Origin of the sequence: Pseudomonas maioricensis, assembly GCF_022790535.1 — a bacterium.
GTDB classification, from domain to species: domain Bacteria; phylum Pseudomonadota; class Gammaproteobacteria; order Pseudomonadales; family Pseudomonadaceae; genus Aquipseudomonas; species Aquipseudomonas maioricensis.
In genome coordinates this window covers 24,364-46,343 of the sequence record NZ_LOHG01000017.1, presented here as the reverse complement: position 1 = coordinate 46,343, position 21,980 = coordinate 24,364, and the positions used below count along the sequence as shown (strand labels likewise).

Genomic DNA, 21,980 nt, shown 5'->3' with positions numbered 1-21,980 from the left:
ACCTGCGAGGTTCCGGCATGCTGATGTTCATCCTGCGACGCCTGCTCAGCTCGATACCGACGCTGATTCTGGTTTCGCTATTCGTCTTCACCTTGCAGAAGTTGCTGCCGGGTGACCCGGTGCTGGCCATGGCCGGGGAAGAACGTGACCCGGCGGTAATGGAATACCTGCGCGACAAATACCGGCTCGATGATCCGATCCCGTTGCAGTACCTGAACTGGGTTGGCAACGTGCTGACCGGCGACTTCGGCACCTCGCTGCGCACCGAGCAACCGGTGACTACGCTGCTGGCGTCCAAGTTGCCGGTGACCATTGAGCTGGCGGTCCTGGCGCTGTTGATTGCGTTGCTGATCGGCATCCCCACCGGGATTATTTCGGCGGTGCGCAAAGGCACCGCCGTGGATTACGGAGCCAACGTGGTGGCGCTGTCGGGGATTTCCATTCCGCATTTCTGGCTGGGCATCCTGCTGATCATGATCTTCGCCGTGAAACTGCAATGGCTGCCTGCCTCCGGCTTTGTGCCCATGGGCGAGGACTTCGGGCAAAACCTGAAGACCTTGATCCTGCCAGCCTTCGTGCTGGGGGCCGGGCTGTCGGGGATTCTCATGCGCCACACCCGCAGCGCGATGCTTGAAGTGCTGCGCACCGATTACGTCCGTACTGCGCGGGCCAAAGGGCTGTTCCCGCGCACGGTGATTCTCAAGCATGCGCTGCGCAACGCGTTGATGCCCATCGTTACGCTCACGACCTTGCTGTTTGGTGAACTGCTGGGCGGCGCCGTGCTGACCGAGCAAGTGTTTAGCATTCCGGGCTTCGGCAAGATGATTGTCGATGCTGTGTTCAACCGGGATTACGCAGTGGTGCAAGGCGTGGTGCTGTGTGTTGCGATTGGCTTCCTGATGCTGAATCTGCTCGCCGATGTGCTTTACCGCCTGATAAACCCGCGTCTGAGGACTGCCTGATGACCGCTATTGCCAGCCTCCCGCACAGCGCGATCCTGCCCCGCAGCCGCTCGCCGTTCCTGAAGAAATTCCTCGCCAACAAAGGCGCGGTGATTGGCGCAGCGGTGTTGCTGCTGTTTGTCCTGGCGGCCCTTCTGGCGCCGTGGATTGCGCCCCATGATCCGCTCAAAGCCAACTTTCTCGCCGTACGCAAGGCGCCCTCGCTGATTTACTGGCTGGGCACCGACGAACTGGGCCGTGATCTGTTTTCACGCCTGCTGTATGGCGCCCGCAGCTCGCTGCTGGCCGGTGGTGTGTCGGTGGCCATCGCCATGTGCATCGGGGTTCCTCTGGGCCTGCTCGCCGGCTACTTCGGCGGCAAGCTGGACATGGTCATTTCGCAGATCATGGAAGCGCTGCTGTCCTGCCCGTTTCTGGTGCTGGCCATCGCCTTGGGTGCCTTTCTCGGCCCGAGCCTGACCAACGCCATGATCGCCATCGGGCTGTCCGCCATGCCGATCTTTGCCCGGCTGACGCGCGGCCAGGTGCTGTCGATCAAGCATGAGGATTATCTGGAAGGTGCTCGCGCGATTGGTCTGCCGGATCGCTGGATCATCCTGCGTTACGTACTGCCCAACGTGATGTCGCCTCTAGTGGTTCAAGCCACACTGACCATTGCATCAGCGATCCTGGCTGAAGCCAGCCTGTCGTTCCTCGGTCTGGGTCAGCAACCGCCGTCGCCGTCTTGGGGCTCGATGCTCAATACTGCGAAGAATTTCATGGAGCAGGCTCCGTGGATGTCGATTGCGCCCGGCGTGGCGATCTACATCACGGTCCTGTGTTTCAACCTGTTGGGTGATGGCCTGCGCGATGCGCTGGACCCCAAAGGCTAAACCTTTCGTCTTCTGCCAAAGAGAAAAAAGCTTATGTTCGATGATCTGGATTACAGCCAACCTTACGCTTCGGCGCGCTCGCCGGTGATGGGCAACAACATGGTTGCCTGCTCACAGCCGCTGGCCGCTCAGGCCGGGCTGGACATGCTGCGCAAAGGCGGTAACGCAGTCGATGCCGCCATCGCTGCGGCGATGGTGCTAACCGTGGTCGAGCCCACCGGTTGCGGGATCGGCAGCGATGCCTTTGCTATCGTCTGGGACGGCAAAAAGCTGCAAGGTCTGAACGCCTCTGGCCGTGCGCCGCAGGCCTGGACGCCCGAATATTTCGCTGGCCAGAGCCAGATGCCGCAACGTGGCTGGCCTGCAGTCAGCGTACCGGGTGCGGTATCGGCCTGGGTCGAATTGTCCGAACGCTACGGCAAGCTGCCGTTCGCCACATTGGCTGAACCGGCGATTGGCTATGCCCGAGATGGCTATCAGGTCACGCCGATAATCGCCGAGTTGTGGAAGCGCGGCTCGCATCTGCTCAAGGATCAACCGGGCTTCGCCGAGTGCTTCATGCCGGACGGCAAGGCACCGCTTGCTGGGGAAAAAATCCAGCTCAAGGATCACGCCCGCACTCTGGAGCTGATTGCCCAGACCAAAGGCGAAGCGTTCTATCGCGGTGAACTGGCCGAGGCAATCATTGCCCATGCCAACGCGAACGGTAGCGTGATGAGCCTCGACGATCTGGCGACACACACCGTGGACTGGATCGAAACGCTGTCGGTGCCGTATGCCGGTGCCGTGGTTCACGAACTGCCGCCTAATGGCCAGGGCATCGCGACCCTGGCGGGTCTGACCATGCTGGAAGCATTGGGCGTGGGCGAGCATCCGGTGGACAGCCTGGAGACCGTACACCCGGTACTGGAAGCCATGAAACTGGCCTTGGCCGACCTCGACGAGCACGTCGCCGACAGCGATCACATGCGCGTGCCTTCCGAGGACCTACTGGGCAAGGCCTACCTGATGGAGCGCGCCGGGCTGGTCACTGATCAGGCTGCGAATCCCGGTCACGGCTCGCCAAAACCGGGCGGTACGGTGTACCTGTCGGCTGCCGATGAAAGCGGCATGATGATCTCGTTCATCCAGTCCAATTACATGGGCTTTGGCTCCGGTGTTGTGGTGCCAGGAACCGGCATCAGCATGCAGAACCGTGGTGCGGGTTTCTCGCTGGATCCCAAGCACGTCAACTATGTCGCACCGCGCAAACGCCCGTTTCACACCATCATCCCCGGCTTTGTAATGAATGCTGACGGCACGCCATTGATGTCTTTCGGCTTGATGGGCGGCCCGATGCAGGCGCAGGGTCACTTGCAGATGATGATGCGTATCCTGCGCTACAAACAGAACCCGCAAGCCGCTGCCGATGCGCCGCGCTGGAGGATCGAATCCGGTCTGAAGGTTGCCGTGGAGCGTACGTTTGATCCAGAAGTGGTCAAAGCCCTGCGCGCCAAAGGCCATGACATTGACGTCGAAGAGCCAAGCGGCGTGTTTGCCTTTGGCGGCGCGCAGATCATCCAGCGCACGGCCCATGGTTATGTGGGCGGAACAGATCCGCGGAAGGATGGGTTGGTGGCTGCGTACTGACTGACGCAATTAAATCTGGGGAACTCTGGTTTGGCCTGCAAGCTTGCTCCGACCTCTTAGGACTGGCGCGGTCTATGTGGGAGCTGAGCTTGCTCGCGATAAACGATGACGCGGTCTGCCCGAAACACCGCAGAGCCTCCATCGCGGGCAAGCCCTGCTCCCACAAGGAACCGCGTACATCATTTAGGGCCAAGGTTTTCCAGCCCTCACAACCCGTGTAGCCTCTGCCCTTTGAACATCCTTGAGCACATCTCTCATGACGCTTTCGAAGATCAAACAGGCCAGCCTGATCGCCCTCCTCGGCTTCAGCGCACTACTGCACGCCGCGCCGCAAACCATCGACGTCTACCGCGACCCGAATTGCGGTTGCTGCACCAAGTGGATGGCGTACCTCAAGGAAAACGGTTTTACCGTGAATGATCATCCCGAAAACAACATGAGCGCCGTGAAGGAAAAACTCGGCGTGCCCGAGAAACTGGGCTCATGTCACACCGGCGTGATCAATGGCAAGTTCGTCGAAGGTCACGTGCCGGTTTCAGAGATTCGTGAGCTGGTCGCGCAAAAAGACCTGATCGGCGTCGCCGCACCCGGCATGCCGATGGGTTCGCCAGGTATGGAGTCAGGTAATCGGAGAAGCGCTCATCAGATCATTGGTCTGACGGCTTCGGGTGAAGAGCGGGTCGTGGCGGACTACCCGGCGCAGTGAGTTGACCAGTGAAACACAACCCCTGTAGGAGCTGCCGAAGGCTGCGAATAGCGGTGTATCAGGATTAACGCTTCGCAGCCTTCGGCAGCTCCTACAAGAATTGCATTCCAAGGCTTACTGCATCAACGAATAAACCAGCGCCAGCATCGACACCACACCCACAATCACCACAAACACGTTGGACGCCTTGCCTGCGTACTGACGCATGGCCGGGACTTTGTGGATGGCGTACATCGGCATCAGGAACAGCAACGCGGTAATGATCGGACCGCCAAGCGTTTCGATCATGCCGAGGATGCTCGGGTTAAGCGTGGCAACAACCCAGCACACCACCAGCATCAAGGCCGCGGTCAGACGGTCGAGCGCTTTGGGCGCGGGACGCAGGCCGGTTCTCACCACGATGCCTTTAAGACCTTCACTGGCACCGATGTAGTGGCCCAGGAACGATTTGGCAATCGCCACGAAAGCAATCAGCGGTGCCACGAAGGCAATCGTCGGGTTGCTGAAGTGGTTGGCCAGGTACGACAGGATCGAGATGTTCTGAACCTTGGCTTCAGCCAGTTGCGCGGGCGACAGGGTCAGCACGCAACTGAACACGAAGAACATCACCATGATCACCATCAAACCGTGAGCCCGCGCCAGAATCTGCGAGCTGCGACCTTCCGCCTGATCGCCATACATGCGCTTCTGGTCAACGGCAAATGCCGAAATGATCGGCGAATGGTTGAAGGAAAACACCATCACCGGGATCGCCAGCCAGAAGGTATGCAGGAATGCCGATGGCTCCGGCAGTGTAGTGGCTGTGCTGAGAATGCCGCCGTTCCAGTGCGGGATCAGAAACACTGCCAGGAACAGCAACGCCACGATGAACGGATAGACCATCAGGCTCATCGCCTTGACGATAAACCGTTCGCCGCAACGCACCACGGCCAACAAACCAAGAATCAATACGAACGCCAGCAACGCACGCGGTGGCGGCTGAATGTGCAACTGGTGCTCAAGGAAGCTGCCGACGGTATTGGTGAGGGCCACGCTGTAGATCAGCAAAATCGGAAAAATCGCGAAGAAGTACAACGCGGTAATCAGCGTGCCGGCACTTTTGCCGAAGTGCTGCTCAACGACTTCCGTGATGTCTGCGCCTTCACGACCGGACAGCACAAAACGGGTCAAACCACGGTGCGCGTAATAAGTCATCGGAAACGCCAGCAACGCCAGGGCCAACAACGGCCAGAAGCCGCCGATGCCTGCGTTGATGGGCAAGAACAACGTGCCTGCGCCGATGGCGGTGCCGAACAACCCTAGCATCCAGGTGGTGTCATGACGACTCCACGCCGCAATCGGTGTAGCGGCTGCATCGAAACGTTGTTCGACGCTATTGGCCTGATCATTCATCCGGTCGAATCTCCGTGCCGGTTAATACAACATGGCAGGGACGCGTCAGAAAAACTGGGCAGTTTCGCGTCCCCTCAGAAAAGAGGGGCGCGATTGTCCGGGATTACGCCGGAAAATCAAAGGTTTGTCGGACGGGAAGAGTGTGATCGGGATGAGTCTTACGTCGTTTGTCCGCGAGCTGAAGTACAAAGTGGCAGATTCTATGTTTGCTCGAAAGCCGGTCCCACGCCATCGCGCCAATATCGGGATCATACCTGTGGGAGCTGAGCTTGCTCGCGATGAGGCTGGACTTGGTTCACTTTAGATCGCGTCCAGCCTCATCGCGAGCAAGCTCAGCTCCCACAGGTTCTACGCCCTCCCGTAGGACCGGCTTTAGCCAGGAGGACGTCGGGACATTCGCTAAATATCCTGCGCCAGAAATAACGCCCTCTCCCACAGGGGAATACAATCCTGCAGGCATAACAAGGTAAGCCCGCAAATCCAGCCTGTTAAATCTTGAAGCTTGCCACCAACTGCTTGAGCCGCCCGGCCTGCTGCGACAGCGCGGCGCAGTCGGACAGGGTTTCGTTGAGGTTGGCCACGCCCTGCTGGTTAAGCATGTTGATCTGGCTGATGTCCACGTTGAGTGTTTCCACCACAGCGGTCTGCTCTTCGGTGGCGGCGGCTACCGACTGGTTCATGCCGTCGATTTCGCTGATGCGCTGGGTCACGCTGGTCAGTCGGGTGCCCGCCTGGTTGGCAACTTCGACGCTGTCGCGGCTGCTGACCTGGCTCTGGTTCATGTTCTCGACCGCATCGTGAGAGCCCTGCTGCAGTTCGCCGATCATCTTGTGCACCTGGTCAGCTGACTCTTGAGTGCGGTGCGCCAGATTACGCACCTCGTCGGCCACCACCGCAAAACCACGACCGGCTTCGCCCGCACGCGCTGCCTCAATGGCCGCATTGAGCGCCAGCAAGTTGGTCTGCTGAGAGATGCCTTTGATCACGTCGAGAATTTGCCCGATGTTTTCAGTACTGGTGTTCAGGGTTTCGATCTGCGTGCAGGAATCGCTGATCTTGGATGAAAGACTGGTCATGGCATGAATGGTCTTTTCCACCACTGCGCGGCTGTCTTCTGCCTGCTCCCGCGCCTGACTGGCCTGGGTGGATGCGTCCGACGCATTGCGGGCGATTTCCTGAGTGGCAGCCCCCAGTTCGTTGATCGCCGCAGCGACGCTGTTGGTGCGGGCACTTTGCTCATCAAACCCGAGGATCGAGGAATTGGACGATTGCTCGACCCGTTGCGACAGGTCATGAACAAGCAACGTTGCCGATGAAACCTCAACGATGGACGCGTGCACGCGCTCAACGAACTGGTTGAATGAACCACCCAGCTCGGCAAACTCATCCTTGCCCTGAATGCTCAGACGACGGGTGAGATCGCCCTCCCCCTGAGCGATGTCCTGCATGGCACGGCCCATGGCCGTCAGCGGACGCATCAGCGCACTGATCAGCACGCTCAGCAGCAACGCCATAACCAGCACTGCGACCACCATGGCAATCAGCGCAGAGGTACGGAACTCGCTCAATGGCGCGTAGGCTTTGTCCCGGTCGATGGACAGACCGATGTACCAATCAGCACCCGGCAGCCCGCTGATCGGTGTAAATGACAACAGGCGTTGCTGGCCGTTGAGGGTCACTTCACGCAAGGTCTTGTCCAGACTCAGCGTCTGGCCAGGATAGATATCCTTGAGGTTTTTCATGACCTGATCTTTGTCCGGACTGACGATGACCTGCCCGTCGCCGCTGACCAGGAAGGCATGGCCCAAGCCACCGAACTCAACCGAGTTGACGATTTTCACCAGGGTATCCAGGCTCAGGTCGCCGCCTGCCACCCCGGCAACCTTGCCGTTGATCTTGATCGGGCTGGCAATGGTGACAACCAGCCCGCCGACCGAAGCCAGATACGGCGCGCTGATAATCGTCTTGTCGGCGGTTACCGTCGAGGTGTACCAAGGCCGTTTACGCGGGTCATAACCGGCAGGCATTTCAGCGTCCGGCCGCTGGGTGAACACGCCGTCAGCATCACCGATATAAGTGAACTGAAAAGTCGACGTCAGCGACGGCTGGCCGACGAGGCCGCCCAGATCACTCTTGGTGCCTTGGCGGGCGACGTTCTGCCCGAGGTTTTCCAGCACAAGAATGCGCCCGCTCAGCCAGCTCTGAATGCCGGTCGCGGTCAACTCGCCCGCCTGAGCCACCGAGCTTTCAAGGTTTTTGGTAATGGTGTTGCGTTGCAGATAGTCGTTGTACAACGTGAATAATGCGAACGCCAACACCACGATAATTGAGGCAGCCAGCAAAATTTTATGACGAAACTTCAAAGTCATCGAGACTTCCTCTCAAATCATATAAACATCATTTGTTCAGGGCACTGGCTTTATAGGGACAACGACAGAATGCCTGCCCTGACTGGAACCAACGTTCCATTAATCCAGCCTGATATCCCTGCGATTAACACTGATATCGCGGTCGCCGACAGCGGCAACCAAAATATCTCCACCCAAGCTGCAAGCCCTGGCTGGCAAGGCCTCCAGCAGAAAGCCAATAAGTTGGCGCTAAATTAAAGCCACTCTTCCTGTTCAGGCTTTAATAGACAGTCCATAACGGCTGTTTCGGCTGACATACGAATAAGTTAAATATGAAAGAGTCATTCACTTGACCGTTGGTCCTTCAACTTTCGATCCTCGCTTCATATACCTGAAACATTGAATTGATATGGATTCCCGTCACGATAGGCAATAAACAGAATTTGCCTGACTCAATGCTGAGGTTGAGCAAAGGCTGGCGAATTACGTCACAAATCGTTGCAAGACATTGCGTCTCCCGGTAAAACTCCCGGCCTTCTGCCAAGAAGGACCTTTCATGAAACCTGCCGATATCGTCAACCTGCTGGTGCTCGCCGCCATCTGGGGAGCGAGCTTTTTGTTCATGCGTATTATCGCGCCCGTGCTGGGCAGCGTACCGACCGCATTCTTTCGGGTATCGATTGCCGCCGCTGGCCTGCTGGTCATTTTCCTGCTGATGCGCGTAAGGCTGGATTTTCGCGGCAAACTCAAAACCTGCATGCTCTTGGGAGTGATCAACTCCGGACTGCCAGCGACGCTTTATTCGATCGCGGCACAGACACTACCTGCCGGTTACTCGTCGATTTTCAATGCCACAACGCCACTGATGGGCGTGCTGGTCGGCGGGCTGTTCTTCAGCGAGAGGCTCTCGGCGGTGAAGATCGGCGGCGTTTTTCTGGGATTGGTCGGCGTCGGCATTCTGACCCGTGCGGGCCCGGTGGCGTTTAATCTGGAGTTGCTGATGGGCGCCCTTGCCTGCCTGCTGGCGACCACCTGCTATGCGTTCGCCGGCTTTCTCACGCGGCGCTGGCTGGACCGACAGGGTGGGCTGGACAGCCGTCTTTCGGCGCTGGGCAGCATGCTGGGCGCAACCTTGTTGTTATTGCCGCTGTTCGGCTATCGGGTGCTGACCGATCCACCCGCAAGCTGGGGCGGCGCCAGTGTCTGGCTGTCACTGCTGGGGCTGGGACTGGTGTGCACCGCGTTCGCCTATATCCTGTACTTCCGCCTGATGACCAGCATCGGCCCGCTCAGCTCAATGACCGTGACCTTCATGATCCCGCCGTTCGGCGTGTTGTGGGGGGCGTTGTTTCTGGATGAGCCGCTGTCGATGGCGCACGTCTATGGCGGCGTGCTGATTGCGCTGTCGTTGTGGCTGGTGTTGCGGCCTGCGGCGGTGATCCGGTCTGCAAGCGACTGAATTCATTTGTAGGAGCTGCCGGGGTGGCGCTCCATCGAGCAACGCGAGGCCGCGATGGCGATTTGTCTGACACTCCGCCATCGCGGCCTCGCGTTGCTCGTGCGCTCCTACAGGTATTAAGTCATCTTTTGATATGAACTACCCAAACAACCAATACCCCAGCAACGTCAGCACCACCACCGCCAGTACCGGGCGTAGCACGCGATAGGCTTTGGGGTTCTTGCGTTTGAATTGCTTGACCTTGCCGCTGAAGGTATCGCTGAAACGCTTGCTCCACGCGTAGGCCTGGTTGATGCCGCCTACACGCTCGTCATCGGTGTTCTGAGGGGCAGTGGCCCGGCCCAGAAAGTCGCTGACCCAACGGTTGATGCGGGTCATGACGCGAGTCCGCAACGGTCGTTCGATGTCGCAGAACAGGATCACGCGGGTCACGTCAGTCTCGTTCTTGACCCAGTGCACATAGGTTTCGTCGAACATGACGTCTTCACCATCGCGCCAGGCGTAGACCTGCCCGTCGACATAAATCCGGCAATCGTCAGAGTTCGGCGTTGATAGCCCCAGGTGATAGCGAAGCGAACCAGCGAATGGGTCACGATGCGGGTTGAGGTGGCTGTCGCCGGGCAACAGGGCGAACATCGCGCCCTTGACGTTGGGGATCGAATTGACCAGCGCCACCGTCTTCGGGCACAGCGCCTCGGCCGACGGCAATGCCTTGTCGTACCACTTCAGGTAAAAACGCTTCCAGCCCTTCTTGAAGAACGAACCAAAACCGGCATCGTTGTTCTTTTCGGCAGCACGGATATAGCCTTCATCGAACAGATGCATGGCTTCTTCGCGAATGGTCTGCCAGTTGTTCTTGAGCACATCCAGCTCGGGGAACGCGGTACGGTCCAGATACGGCTTGGACGGCACGCGCGAAAACAGGTACATCAGGGCGTTATAAGGAGCGAACAGCGCCGAATGATTAACGAACTGACGCAACAGCGGCAATCGCGCCTTGCCACGCAAATGCACATACAGCGTGCTGCACACAAAAAGCATCAGGATCGATACTTTGGCAGCCAATGAAAACGTCATCTAACTCTCCTCGTTTACCGCTGTACGTCTTGTCGTGGTGATCGCGCTAGAAGGCGAACCATCACAGGGAAGGTTCGCCAGCCGGGCATCATAAACCCTCGCAGACCTGACAAAAAGCGGACAAGCGTAAACGAGGCCTTACTGCTGCAGTTCCTGATCGGTAAACAGGTCGCTGAAGAGCATGCTCGACAGGTAACGTTCACCCGAATCCGGCAGGATCACGACAATGGTTTTACCCTGCATTTCCGGGGTTTCCGCCATGCGCACCGCTGCCGCCATGGCCGCGCCACAGGAAATCCCGCACAAGATGCCCTCTTCCTGCATCAAGCGCAGTGCCATGGCTTTGGCTTCGTCATCACTGACCAGTTCAACCCGGTCGACAAGCGACAGGTCGAGGTTTTTCGGGATGAAACCGGCGCCAATGCCCTGAATCTTGTGCGGGCTGGGTTTGATCTCTTCGCCAGCCAGCGCCTGGCTAATGATCGGCGAAACCAGCGGCTCTACAGCGACGGACAGAATCGGTTTGCCCGCAGTATTTTTGATGTAGCGCGAAACACCGGTGATGGTGCCGCCAGTACCCACACCCGCAACCAGCACATCAACTGCGCCATCCGTGTCGTTCCAGATTTCCGGGCCAGTGGTCTTCTCATGAATCGCCGGGTTGGCCGGGTTTTCGAACTGGGCTGGCATGAAGAATTTTTCAGGATCGCTGGCCAGCAACTCTTCGGCTTTCTCGATAGCGCCTTTCATGCCTTTGGCGGGCTCGGTCAGGACCAACTCGGCGCCCAGCGCCTTGAGCACTTTGCGTCGCTCGATGCTCATGGATGCAGGCATGGTCAGCATCAGCTTGTAGCCACGTGCGGCAGCCACAAACGCCAGACCGATACCGGTGTTACCCGATGTGGGTTCGACGATGGTCATGCCGGGCTTGAGTTTGCCCTTGCTTTCAGCGTCCCAGATCATGTTGGCACCGATCCGGCACTTCACCGAATAGCCCGGATTACGGCCCTCGATCTTGGCCAGAATCGTGACTCCACGGGGTGCGATGCGATTGATCTGCACCAGCGGGGTGTTGCCGATGGAGTGGGCATTGTCAGCGTAAATACGGCTCATGGCGGTGTCCTTGTGCACGTTCTTCAGTGGTCTGGAAAGTGAAAGCCTATGCCTCATGACTGGTAGGCGTCCAGTCGCAGCGAACGGATGCCGACGTGAAGAGTCAACAACTCATCAGAACCTGAGACCCTCGCCATGAAACGTCGTTACAGCTGGCCACTCTGGACCCTGGCCGGGATTGTTGTCCTGTTGGTCGCCGTGCACATTGCCCTGCCCTATCTGGTCCGCAACTACCTCAATGACAAGCTCGCCGACATGGGCGACTACCGTGGTCAGGTCACGGATGTCGACGTCGAGTTATGGCGCGGCGCTTACAGAATCAACGGACTGAATATCGTCAAGGTAGACGGCAAGGTGCCGGTGCCCTTCGTCAAAGTACCGGTAATTGATTTGGCGGTGAGCTGGAAACATCTGTGGTACGACCATGCAGTGGTCGCTGAGATGATATTCGCTCAGCCGGAGATCAACTTTGTCGATGGCGGCAAAAACAAGCAAGCGTCGCAGACCGGTCAGGGTACTGACTGGCAGGAGCAAATAAACAAGCTGCTACCGATTACCCTCAACGAAGTTCGGATCAACGACGGCAAGATCACTTTCAACAATTTCAGCACCACGCCGAAAGTGAAAATCGAGGCCGACAAGCTCAACGCCAGCCTTTATAACCTGACGAACGTCGAGGACCTGAAAGGCAACCGCGACGCTCGCTTCGAGGGCAAGGCACTGCTTGAAGGTCACGCCAGAATGGAAGCGTCCGCAACCTTCGACCCGTTCACCAACTTCGAAGACTTTGACTTGCGTCTAAGAGCCACCGGCATCGAACTCAAGCGTCTGAACGACCTCGCCTCCGCGTATGGCAACTTCGACTTCAATGCAGGGCAAGGTGATCTGGTGATTGAAGCTCAGGCTGATAAAGGTCAATTAACCGGGTACATCAAACCGCTGCTGCGCGATGTAGAGGTCTTCAACTGGAAACAGGACGTTGAAAACCAGAACAAAGGCTTCTTCCGCTCGATCTGGGAAGCCGTGGTGGGCGGCGGCGAAACCGTGCTGAAGAACCAGAGCGAAAACCAGTTCGCGACCCGGGTTGAACTGAGCGGCAGCGTTCATAACCAGGATGTCAGCGCCTTTCAGGCCTTTTTGCAGATTCTGAGGAATGCGTTCGTGCAGGCGTTCAATGCGCGGTATGACGGGAGCAAATCTCCGTAATTGGAATGCATTTCACTTGTGGGAGCGGTGCTTGGTCTGGGCGCCATTCCGACGATGCATGAGACGCAGTTTGCAGGCAGACCGCGTTATCGTTCATCGTCGGAATGCCGCCCAGACCAAGCACCGCTCCCACAAGATTTGTGCAGGCCCATACTCTTTTAAGCCAGCGCCCCCATTCAGCCACTGAATACCCGCTCCACATTCACAGTCGCCAGACCTGCGCGCTATAGTCCGCGCATTGTTTACCGAGGATTTTACCGATGAAGTTTGAAGGCACCCGCGCATACGTCGCCACTGACGATCTCAAGCTGGCGGTCAATGCGGCAATCACCCTGGAGCGTCCGTTGCTGGTCAAGGGCGAGCCGGGCACCGGTAAAACCATGCTCGCCGAGCAACTGGCCGAATCGTTCGGGGCCAAGCTGATTACCTGGCACATCAAATCTACTACCAAGGCCCATCAAGGGTTGTACGAGTACGATGCAGTCAGCCGCCTGCGGGACTCGCAACTGGGCGTGGATAAAGTCCACGACGTGCGTAACTACCTGAAGAAAGGCAAGCTCTGGGAAGCCTTCGAAGCAGAAGAACGTGTGATCCTGCTGATCGACGAAATCGACAAGGCCGACATCGAGTTCCCCAATGACTTGCTGCAAGAACTCGACAAGATGGAGTTCTACGTTTACGAAATCGACGAGACCATCAAGGCTAAAGTCCGGCCGATCATTATCATTACCTCTAACAATGAGAAAGAGCTGCCAGACGCTTTCCTGCGCCGCTGCTTCTTCCATTACATCGCCTTTCCGGATCGTGCCACGCTGCAACAAATCGTCGACGTGCATTATCCGGACATCAAGAAGGACCTGGTCAGCGAAGCGCTGGACGTGTTCTTCGATGTGCGCAAAGTACCCGGCCTGAAGAAAAAACCTTCAACCTCGGAACTGGTGGACTGGCTGAAACTGCTGATGGCCGACAACATTGGTGAAGCGGTACTGCGTGAACGCGATCCGACCAAGGCCATCCCACCCCTGGCCGGAGCACTGGTCAAAAATGAGCAGGACGTGCAGTTGCTCGAACGTCTGGCGTTCATGAGCCGTCGCGGCAACCGCTGATTCCGGAGAGACCATGCTCCTCAATCTGTTCAACGAAATGCGCGCAGCCAAGGTGCCGGTCTCGGTACGTGAGCTGCTGGACCTGATCAACGCCCTGAAACAACGGGTGACGTTCGCCGATATGGACGAGTTCTACTTTCTCGCCCGGACGATTCTGGTCAAGGACGAACGGCATTTCGACAAGTTCGACCGCGCTTTCAGCGCCTATTTCAATGGCTTGGAGAAGCTCGACGATCACCTCAAGGCCTTGATCCCCGAAGACTGGCTGCGCAAAGAGTTCGAGCGTTCGCTAACGGATGAAGAGCGTGCGCAGATTCAGTCACTGGGCGGGCTCGATAAGCTGATCGAGGAATTCAAGAAGCGTCTGGAGGAGCAAAAGGAACGCCACGCCGGTGGTAACAAATGGATCGGCACAGGCGGCACCAGCCCTTTCGGTTCAGGCGGTTACAACCCGGAAGGCATTCGGGTGGGCGATGCAGGCGAGCGCAAAGGCAAGGCGGTCAAGGTCTGGGATCAGCGCGAGTACAAGAATCTGGATGATCAGGTCGAACTCGGTACACGCAACATCAAGGTCGCGCTGCGCCGCCTGCGCAAGTTTGCCCGCCAAGGTGCTGCTGAAGAACTGGACATTGATGGCACCATCGACCACACCGCGCGCGATGCTGGTCTGCTGAATATCCAGATGCGCCCGGAACGGCGCAACACCATCAAACTCTTGCTGTTGTTCGACATCGGCGGCTCGATGGACGCCCACGTCAAAGTCTGCGAAGAGCTGTTTTCGGCGTGCAAGACCGAGTTCAAGCACCTGGAGTACTTCTACTTTCACAACTTCATTTATGAATCAGTGTGGAAGAACAATATGCGCCGTGGTTCGGAGCGCTTTTCAACCCAGGATTTACTGCACAAATACGGCGCGGACTACAAAGTGATCTTCATCGGCGATGCGTCGATGGCACCGTATGAAATCACTCAGGCGGGGGGCAGTGTCGAGCACTGGAACGAAGAACCCGGTTACCTCTGGATGCAGCGCTTTACCGCCAAGTTCAAGAAACTCATCTGGATAAACCCCTACCCCAAGGACGCCTGGGCCTACACCACATCAACCAATATTGTGCGCGACCTGATCGAGGATCAGATGTACCCGCTGACACTGCGCGGGCTGGAGGAAGGCATGCGGTATCTGGCGAAGTAATCCAGATCCGAATTGGAATCAGGCCCTGTAGGAGCTGCCGAAGGCTGCGATAGCGTTATGTCAGATCAAACGCTTTCGCAGCCTTCGGCAGCTCCTACAGGGGGATTAGCGTAGCCTCTGCAAATACGCGACCTGTTGCTCATGCGCCGTGGTCTGCACAATCGGTTTGAGCCGCACCGTACTGCCGGGTAGCCGTTGCGCCAGTCGGGCCAGGGACAATGGCGTCAGCGCACCCAACCGGGGGTAGCCGCCGATGGTTTGCCGGTCATTGAGCAAAATGATCGGCTGACCATCCGGGGGGACTTGCACCGCCCCCAACGGAATACCTTCAGAAATCATCGGTGCGCCCTGATATACCAACTGCGGCCCAAGCATACGTGCCCCCATGCGGTCGGCACGGCTGTCCAGGGTCCAGTCGTTATTGAAGACATCGAACAGGCTCTGGCCACTGAATTCACTGGCTTGGGCACCCAGTACGATATCCAGCGGCGCATTGTCATTGAAGTCCGGGATTTGCTGCTCGGTGAGCGCGCCCAGCAAAAACGAAGCGCCCGAGTAGCTCAACCGATCTCCCTTCTCCAACGCTTTACCCAGCCCGTCGAGCCCACCGAGCTCTTCACGACCCACACTTGAGCAACTGCCCAGTACCTTGGGAGCATCAAAACCGCCAGGCGCAGCCAGATAAGCTCTCGCGCCAAGGTGTGGCTGGGTAAAACGTAAACGCTGTCCCTTGCTCATGAAAAAGCTGCGCCATGGCGACAGCGGACGCTCATCAAGCATTGCCCCCAGGTCGGCACCGGCCAGCGCCAGACAGCAATCTTCCTCTGCCAACAAGGTCAGACCGCCGAGCGTCACTTCGATGACCGCCGCGTCCAGCGGGTTGTCCAGCAAACGATTGGCCCACGACATGGACACCCAGTCCAGCGCCCCGCCCTGAGTAACGCCCAGATGACGAACACCGAACCGCCCAGCGTCCTGCAACAGGCATAGAGGCGTACTGTTTTCGATCAGCAGCGCGCTCATGGTTGCACCTCCAGTGGCGTGTCATCGCCACCCAGACGCACGAATTCAGCACGCTCAATGGCAGCGAAACTGACCGTGTCGCCGGGCTGCATCAAGCTGTAGCCGTCGCGCTGACGGTCAAACAGCTTGCTACAGGTACGGCCGATCAGATTCCAGCCACCCGGGGAAACCACCGGGTACGCCGCTGTCTGACGTTCGGCAATGCCGACGCTGCCCGCTGCGACTCGCTTGCGCGGGGTGTTCAAACGAGGTGCTGCGAGGATTTCCTCCACAAGCCCCATAAATGCAAAGCCCGGCGCAAAACCGAGGGCGAACACCTGATACTGGCGTTCGCTGTGACGGCGAATGACTTCGCTGATGTCCAGGCCACTACGCTTTGACAACACGCTCAGCTCCGGACCGACACTCAGGTCATACCAGACCGGCAAAACATGGTGCTGACCGCTGACGGATGGATCAGGGGCCAGATCGCGCAATGCCAGATGAATCAGCTCGCGTGCCTGTTGCGGGTTAAGCCCCAGTAAATCGTATTGCACCATCAAGGTGGTGTAGGACGGCACCAGTTCCACCAGATGCCCGGCAAACTGCCCGCGCAAACGAGCGGTGGCAGCCAGCATCCACGGCATGTTGCTCTCGTCGATGGTGTCGAACAGACGCACCATCAGACAATCGATCGCGACCACTTCGATACGCAACTTCATACGCCGGACAGCTCATCCAGAGACTGGCGAATACGCTGGACAGCCGCGACTGAACTGGCGTTGTCGCCATGCACACAGAGAGTATCGGGCTTGAGCGGAAGCTGGCTGCCATCACTGGCAATCAACGGCTCGCCGCGGGCGAAGGTCAAGGCCTGGGCGACGATGACGTCCGGATCATGGTGCACAGCGTTTGGCAGTTTGCGCGACATCAGGCTGCCGTCAGGCTCGTAGCCACGATCAGCAAAAGCTTCAAACCACAACTGCACGCCGAACTCATCGGCCAATGCCTGCGCCCTGCTGTTGTCACGCATGGCCAGCAGCATCAGTGGCAGCTCTGCGTCATAACGGGCGATGCCTTCGATGACCGCCCGTAACTGCGCAGGGTTAGCCATCATGTCGTTGTACATCGCACCATGAGGTTTGACGTAACGCACTCGTCCCCCCTGAGCGCGACACACGCCGTCCAGCGCACCGATCTGGTAATGCAACAGATCCTGAATCTCTTCAGGGCTGCACGCCATGGAACGGCGGCCAAAGCCCACCAGATCCGGGTAAGCCGGATGCGCACCAATCATGACGTCATTGGCCAGCGCCAGGCTGACGGTCTTGCGCATCACGCTGGGGTCACCTGCGTGAAAACCACAGGCGACATTGGCGCAATCAATGAATGGCATGACCTGAGCATCAAGGCCCATGCTCCAGGCACCAAAGCTTTCGCCGATGTCGCAATTGAGTAGCAGGCGGCCCATGGGTCTCTCCTGTGCTTTATCGTGTTTGGACAACAGGTTCAGTCTAGCGCGCCAGTTACTGGCAAAGGCAGCGTTGCGACGGGCCTGTCAGGCATGGCTTATTCTTGGATGAGGCCGGACGTGGCGTCCAACTAATAAAAGCGCGGGGGGCGGATAAGAAAAAGTGATTGAGGCGCCGGATACAGCATTGAACTATCACCCGTGGGAGCGAATTCATTCGCTCCCACGGGTGATAGTGGTGATCCCTCAAGCATGAGACATGTCGCTATCAGCGCCAGTCCCGCTCCAGCCGATGCTTGCGACGGCCGCCAGTAGCGACCCAATTGATCATCAGGAAGAAGCTCTCGATCAGGAACGCGAGTAACAAGGCGCAAATAATGCCCCAGGCGATGACGTTGGGCGCGAGCAGTACCTGCCAGGTGTAACCATTCCAGGTCTCGCTGCGGATATCGGCATCGGCGGCCACGGCAACATGAATCGCTCGTGCATACCACGGGCCTTGCATCGCCAGCCATTCACGCTGCAGCACCTGAGTTCGGGTCAACAGGGTATTGATGGTATCGGCATCCGCGCGAAACACCGGGTCTTCGCTGTTGCGATAGTGCTGAATCAGCGCCTGTACATCACCCTTGAAGAACTGCTGCGCAGTGGCGTTGTAGCCTCTGACACTTTGCTGGGCCTCAAGCAGATGCGCCTCGACTCGCTTGCCGTAGTCGCTGATAAACCCCGGTATCTGAACCCCGAACAACAAGCCCGCCGTGAACAAGACCAATCGCAGATAACTTCGCAGCATTTAGATCCCTCTCAAACCAAACATCAATGTCGGACTGGATGCTTTCCTGTAGGAGCCAACTTGTTGGCGAAGCACGTATCTGACTCACCGCTTCGCCAACAAGTTGGCTCCTACAGTACCGGGGTATTACCACTCGCAACACACTCACCGCGCCGCCACAGAGCCCATTGTCCTGGCTCGTAACGGTTCCAGTTTTCATTCTCGGTCAACGGCTCGGTAGCAATGACCGTGACTACATCATTTGGCGTAGTTTCGGCCTGAAAGTCGACGATAACGTCGACATCTTTCAAGCGTGCCGGGCCAAACGGAGCGCGTCGGGTGATATGTGCCAGTTTGGTACTGCAAAAGCAAAACAGCCAGTCACCGTCGCTGAGCAGGCCATTGAATACGCCCTTGCTGCGGTAGTGAGTGCAAGCCTCGACCAATGACGGCAGCAGTTCTTCCACCTCTACCGGCTCAGGGAATGCTTCACGCACGCGGTTGAGCAAATCACAGAAAGCCGCCTCACTGTCGGTATCGCCGACCGGGCGGTAGAACGTGGCAAGAGGATCGAAATCCGCCAACTGACCGTTATGGGCGAAACACCAGTTACGACCCCAGAGTTCGCGCACAAAGGGATGCGTATTGGAAAGGCACACCCGGCCGACGTTGGCCTGACGGATATGACCGATCACCACTTCACTTTTAATGGGGTAACGCTGCACCAACTGAGCAATTTCCGATTCACTGCTTGCGGCCGGGTCTTGAAACAGACGCAAGCCGCGCCCCTCGTAGAAACCGATGCCCCAGCCATCACGGTGCGGACCGGTACGCCCGCCGCGCTGCATCAGACCGGTAAAGCTGAAAACGATGTCGGTCGGGACATTGGCGCTCATGCCCAGGAGTTCACACATGCTCGGATTCTCGCTTGCAAACGTTCAGCAGCATGGCGACACAAGCGCCAGGGAAAGTATTAAAGGCGAGGCTCTACCCGCGAACGGCTGCTGGTGTTGACGGTGGGCGCCGCAGGTTTACGCGCATAGCGGTCGGTACCGGAAAAAGGCTCATCGTCCTCTTCGGTTTCAGTCGCGGCTTCTGGCTGGGCCGTTTTTTGTGGATGACGGGCTTTCCAGCTTTTTTCCAGTGGCCAGCGAATCAGCGCAAACACCACGTAGACCACCAGGGCGATCATGCCGTACATGGCCAGATCAGACAGCGCGTTCCAGACGTTACTGCCCACCTTGAACAACAGGTCCAGCGCAGTGATGGCGACAGCAGGCGCATAAATTTCTTTAGTGGCGTCGATCATGGTCGGCGTAAACAGCAGCACACCAAGGATCACTACCAGCGGCTCGCGCAGGTAGCGCCACATCCAGCGGGTCATCAGAAAACCCACCAGCAGACAGCCCAGCGCTGCAAATGCGTAGAGGCCCCAGGCGATCGTATAGTCGTTCTCGGTCATGACGTCCGTGGTAAGGCAGGTAAAGAGGCGCTTATGATAACGGCTTTTCGCCAACCCGGCTTGTCCGGGTTGAGTATTAGTCCGGCGCAGCGGTTTTCATTTTCACCCGCCAGCGTTTGGCGCCTCCAAAAGAGAGCCCAGCATGACCTCATCGAATTCAGCTGCAAACGCCCCAGTCGCCCGCCAGGCCGACGGCACAGATCCCTATGCGTGGCTGCAAAACCGAGACACCGACGAAGTCCTCGATTACCTGAAAGCGGAAAACGCCTGGCAACAGGCTCAACTGGCTGATCAGGAAGACCTTCGCGAAACGCTGTTTCAAGAGATCAAGGCGCGCATTCTCGAAACCGATCTGTCCCTGCCCTCTCCCTGGGGGCCGTATCTGTATTACACCCGCACCACCGAAGGCGATGAATACGCGCGGCACTATCGCTGTCCGCGCCCGGCCGATGACTCGCTGAGCATTGACGAAGACCGTGAGGAAGTCTTGCTCGACCCGAACGTGTTGGCGGGTGGCGGTTTCTTTTCACTGGGTGCATTCAGCATCAGCCCGGACCATCAGCGCCTGGCCTACAGCCTGGATACCACCGGGGAAGAGGTGTATCAGCTTTACGTCAAGGAACTGAGCAGCAGCCAGGTCAGCAGCCTGCCGTTTGAAGATTGCGATGGCAGCATGACCTGGGCTAACGACAGCCAAACGTTGTTCTTCGGCGAGCTGGACGACACCCATCGGCCACACAAGCTTTATCGCCACCGCCTGGGTGATGACTCGGCTGAGCTGGTCTTCAGCGAGCAGGATGGACGTTTTTTCTTGCACTGCTATCGCAGCAGTTCGGAAAAGCAATTGATTCTGGGACTCGACAGCAAGACCACCAGCGAAGCCTGGGTGCTGGATGCCGATCAGCCACAGCAGGATTTTGTGTGCATGGCGCCACGCGTCGAAGGTCACGAATACTCCATCGACCACGGCGAGGTGGATGGCGTATGGAGCTGGTTGATCCGCAGTAATCAGGACGGCATCAACTTTGCGCTCTATCAAGCGGTGCAGAAAGCCAATGGTGTGCCGACTCGCGCGGACTGGCAGGTGCTGGTGCCGCACAGCGACAGCGTGATGCTCGAAGGTTTGAGCCTGAACGCCAAGGGCCTGACCTTGAGCCTGCGTGAAGGCGGCTTGCCGATCATTGAGGTGCGCCCGCAAGGCTTGCCTGCCTACCGGGTGCAATTACCGGACGCGTCCTACAGCCTTTACGTGCAAGACACACTAGAATTCGGCAGCGACAAAATCCGTCTGCGTTACCAGTCCTTGAACCGCCCTGCTCAAGTGCGTCAACTGGACCTGGCCAGCGGTGAGCAAGTGGTTCTCAAGGAAACCCCGGTACTCGGCCCGTTCAATGCCGACGCTTATGTCAGTCAGCGCCTGTGGGCCACCGCCAGTGACGGTACGCAAGTGCCGATCAGCCTGGTGGTCAAACGTGAACTGGCCGATCAGCCGACGCCGCTGTATCTGTATGGTTACGGAGCCTACGGCGAAAGCCTGGACCCGTGGTTTTCCCACGCGCGCCTGAGCCTGCTGGACCGTGGCGTGGCGTTTGCCATTGCTCATGTACGCGGCGGCGGCGAGTTGGGTGAAGCCTGGTATCGCAACGGCAAACAGGAGAACAAGCAAAACACGTTTGACGACTTCATCAGTTGCGCTGAACACCTGATCGCGGAGAAACGCACCAGTACCGATCAACTGGTGATCAGCGGCGGCAGCGCCGGTGGATTGCTGATTGGCGCTGTGGTTAACAAACGCCCGGAGCTGTTCAAGGCTGCTATAGCCGAAGTGCCCTTTGTAGATGTGCTCAACACCATGCTCGATCCCGATTTACCGCTGACCGTCACCGAGTACGACGAGTGGGGTAACCCGCAAGAGCCGGATGTCTATGCACGGATCAAGGCGTATGCACCTTATGAAAACGTCAGCGCTCAGGCCTACCCGGCGATGCTGGTGATCGCGGGCTACAACGACAGTCGGGTGCAGTATTGGGAAGCGGCCAAGTGGGTAGCGAAACTGCGGGCGCACAAGACCGACGATAACTTGCTGCTGCTCAAGACCGAACTGGGCGCGGGCCACGGGGGCATGAGCGGGCGTTATCAGGGTTTGCGTGACGTAGCACTCGAATACGGATTTATCTTCAAGGTATTGCAACTCAACCAATGAACTCGGTT

At 58.0% G+C, this 21,980-nt stretch carries 20 protein-coding genes and 1 pseudogene; 10 read left to right on the top strand and 11 right to left on the bottom strand.

Features of this window, described 5'->3' with window-relative positions; all coding sequences use genetic code 11:
• Positions 1 to 17 precede the first annotated feature (17 nt).
• The 4 genes from AUC61_RS21740 (at position 18) to AUC61_RS21725 (ending at position 4,169) form a co-directional block, all read left to right on the top strand.
• Entirely contained in the window at positions 18 to 962 is a 945-nt protein-coding gene (locus AUC61_RS21740; RefSeq protein ID WP_027898078.1) for an ABC transporter permease, read from the top strand.
• On the top strand, positions 962 to 1,834 hold the full coding sequence (locus AUC61_RS21735) for an ABC transporter permease (RefSeq protein ID WP_243248205.1): 873 nt from the start codon (positions 962 to 964) through the stop codon (positions 1,832 to 1,834). Before AUC61_RS21740 ends, AUC61_RS21735 begins: the two co-directional genes overlap by 1 nt.
• Before the next feature lie 33 nt (positions 1,835 to 1,867).
• A complete protein-coding gene (locus AUC61_RS21730; protein WP_243248204.1) occupies positions 1,868 to 3,463 on the top strand; it encodes a gamma-glutamyltransferase family protein in 1,596 nt (531 codons plus the stop codon).
• A 256-nt stretch (positions 3,464 to 3,719) separates the two neighbouring features.
• Positions 3,720 to 4,169: a DUF411 domain-containing protein gene (locus AUC61_RS21725; RefSeq protein WP_243248202.1), complete on the top strand. Its 450-nt coding sequence runs from the start codon at positions 3,720 to 3,722 to the stop codon at positions 4,167 to 4,169.
• A gap of 114 nt (positions 4,170 to 4,283) precedes the next feature.
• Here AUC61_RS21725 and AUC61_RS21720 read toward each other — a convergent pair whose 3' ends face one another.
• The 3 genes and pseudogenes from AUC61_RS21720 to AUC61_RS26740 all read right to left on the bottom strand — a co-directional run.
• A complete protein-coding gene (locus tag AUC61_RS21720) occupies positions 4,284 to 5,561 on the bottom strand; it encodes an aromatic amino acid transport family protein (protein WP_243248200.1) in 1,278 nt (425 codons plus the stop codon).
• A 488-nt stretch (positions 5,562 to 6,049) separates the two neighbouring features.
• A complete protein-coding gene (locus AUC61_RS26745; RefSeq protein ID WP_422765575.1) occupies positions 6,050 to 6,901 on the bottom strand; it encodes a methyl-accepting chemotaxis protein in 852 nt (283 codons plus the stop codon).
• Positions 6,902 to 6,955: 54 nt separating this feature from the next.
• Positions 6,956 to 7,930: pseudogene (locus AUC61_RS26740) on the bottom strand (cache domain-containing protein); the annotation flags it as partial.
• A 69-nt stretch (positions 7,931 to 7,999) separates the two neighbouring features.
• On the opposite strand from AUC61_RS26740, the gene AUC61_RS21710 reads away from it, so the two are divergent.
• On the top strand, positions 8,000 to 8,167 hold the full coding sequence (locus AUC61_RS21710) for a hypothetical protein (protein ID WP_243248196.1): 168 nt from the start codon (positions 8,000 to 8,002) through the stop codon (positions 8,165 to 8,167).
• A 298-nt stretch (positions 8,168 to 8,465) separates the two neighbouring features.
• Complete coding sequence (locus tag AUC61_RS21705; protein WP_243248194.1) at positions 8,466 to 9,368, top strand: DMT family transporter; 903 nt, start codon at positions 8,466 to 8,468, stop codon at positions 9,366 to 9,368.
• Positions 9,369 to 9,506: 138 nt separating this feature from the next.
• On the opposite strand, the gene AUC61_RS21700 is transcribed toward AUC61_RS21705, so the two are convergent.
• Together AUC61_RS21700 and cysK are read right to left on the bottom strand one after the other, a co-directional pair.
• Entirely contained in the window at positions 9,507 to 10,445 is a 939-nt protein-coding gene (locus AUC61_RS21700) for an aspartyl/asparaginyl beta-hydroxylase domain-containing protein (protein WP_243248192.1), read from the bottom strand.
• Positions 10,446 to 10,583: 138 nt separating this feature from the next.
• The gene (gene cysK / locus AUC61_RS21695; RefSeq protein WP_243248189.1) at positions 10,584 to 11,558 is read right to left on the bottom strand and encodes a cysteine synthase A; all 975 of its coding nucleotides are present in this window, start codon (positions 11,556 to 11,558) and stop codon (positions 10,584 to 10,586) included.
• Positions 11,559 to 11,693: 135 nt separating this feature from the next.
• On the opposite strand from cysK, the gene AUC61_RS21690 reads away from it, so the two are divergent.
• The 3 genes from AUC61_RS21690 to AUC61_RS21680 all read left to right on the top strand — a co-directional run bounded on the left by AUC61_RS21690 (position 11,694) and on the right by AUC61_RS21680 (position 15,062).
• Complete coding sequence (locus tag AUC61_RS21690; RefSeq protein ID WP_243248187.1) at positions 11,694 to 12,764, top strand: DUF748 domain-containing protein; 1,071 nt, start codon at positions 11,694 to 11,696, stop codon at positions 12,762 to 12,764.
• Between the two features lie 260 nt (positions 12,765 to 13,024).
• Entirely contained in the window at positions 13,025 to 13,870 is an 846-nt protein-coding gene (locus tag AUC61_RS21685) for an AAA family ATPase (RefSeq protein ID WP_087265388.1), read from the top strand.
• Between the two features lie 13 nt (positions 13,871 to 13,883).
• Positions 13,884 to 15,062, top strand: a complete 1,179-nt coding sequence (locus AUC61_RS21680; RefSeq protein WP_087265387.1) for a vWA domain-containing protein — start codon at positions 13,884 to 13,886, stop codon at positions 15,060 to 15,062.
• Positions 15,063 to 15,167: 105 nt separating this feature from the next.
• Here the strand turns inward: AUC61_RS21680 and AUC61_RS21675 are convergent, their stop codons facing one another.
• The 6 genes from AUC61_RS21675 to AUC61_RS21650 form a co-directional block, all read right to left on the bottom strand.
• Positions 15,168 to 16,085, bottom strand: a complete 918-nt coding sequence (locus tag AUC61_RS21675) for a 5-oxoprolinase subunit C family protein (protein WP_243248185.1) — start codon at positions 16,083 to 16,085, stop codon at positions 15,168 to 15,170.
• Entirely contained in the window at positions 16,082 to 16,786 is a 705-nt protein-coding gene (locus tag AUC61_RS21670; protein ID WP_243248184.1) for a 5-oxoprolinase subunit B family protein, read from the bottom strand. The genes AUC61_RS21675 and AUC61_RS21670 overlap by 4 nt, the downstream gene beginning before the upstream one ends.
• Positions 16,783 to 17,535, bottom strand: a complete 753-nt coding sequence (locus AUC61_RS21665) for a 5-oxoprolinase subunit PxpA (protein WP_243248182.1) — start codon at positions 17,533 to 17,535, stop codon at positions 16,783 to 16,785. The genes AUC61_RS21670 and AUC61_RS21665 overlap by 4 nt, the downstream gene beginning before the upstream one ends.
• 268 nt (positions 17,536 to 17,803) lie before the next feature.
• Complete coding sequence (locus AUC61_RS21660; protein ID WP_243248180.1) at positions 17,804 to 18,328, bottom strand: DUF2937 family protein; 525 nt, start codon at positions 18,326 to 18,328, stop codon at positions 17,804 to 17,806.
• 110 nt (positions 18,329 to 18,438) lie between these two features.
• Positions 18,439 to 19,221 (bottom strand): class II glutamine amidotransferase, encoded by a 783-nt coding sequence (locus tag AUC61_RS21655; RefSeq protein ID WP_243248179.1) that lies wholly within the window; start codon positions 19,219 to 19,221, stop codon positions 18,439 to 18,441.
• Between the two features lie 59 nt (positions 19,222 to 19,280).
• The gene (locus AUC61_RS21650) at positions 19,281 to 19,769 is read right to left on the bottom strand and encodes an MFS transporter (protein ID WP_243248177.1); all 489 of its coding nucleotides are present in this window, start codon (positions 19,767 to 19,769) and stop codon (positions 19,281 to 19,283) included.
• Positions 19,770 to 19,911: 142 nt separating this feature from the next.
• Here AUC61_RS21650 and AUC61_RS21645 point away from each other — a divergent pair, with 142 nt between their 5' ends.
• Positions 19,912 to 21,972, top strand: a complete 2,061-nt coding sequence (locus AUC61_RS21645) for a S9 family peptidase (protein WP_243248175.1) — start codon at positions 19,912 to 19,914, stop codon at positions 21,970 to 21,972.
• The last annotated feature ends 8 nt before the right edge of the window (positions 21,973 to 21,980 follow it).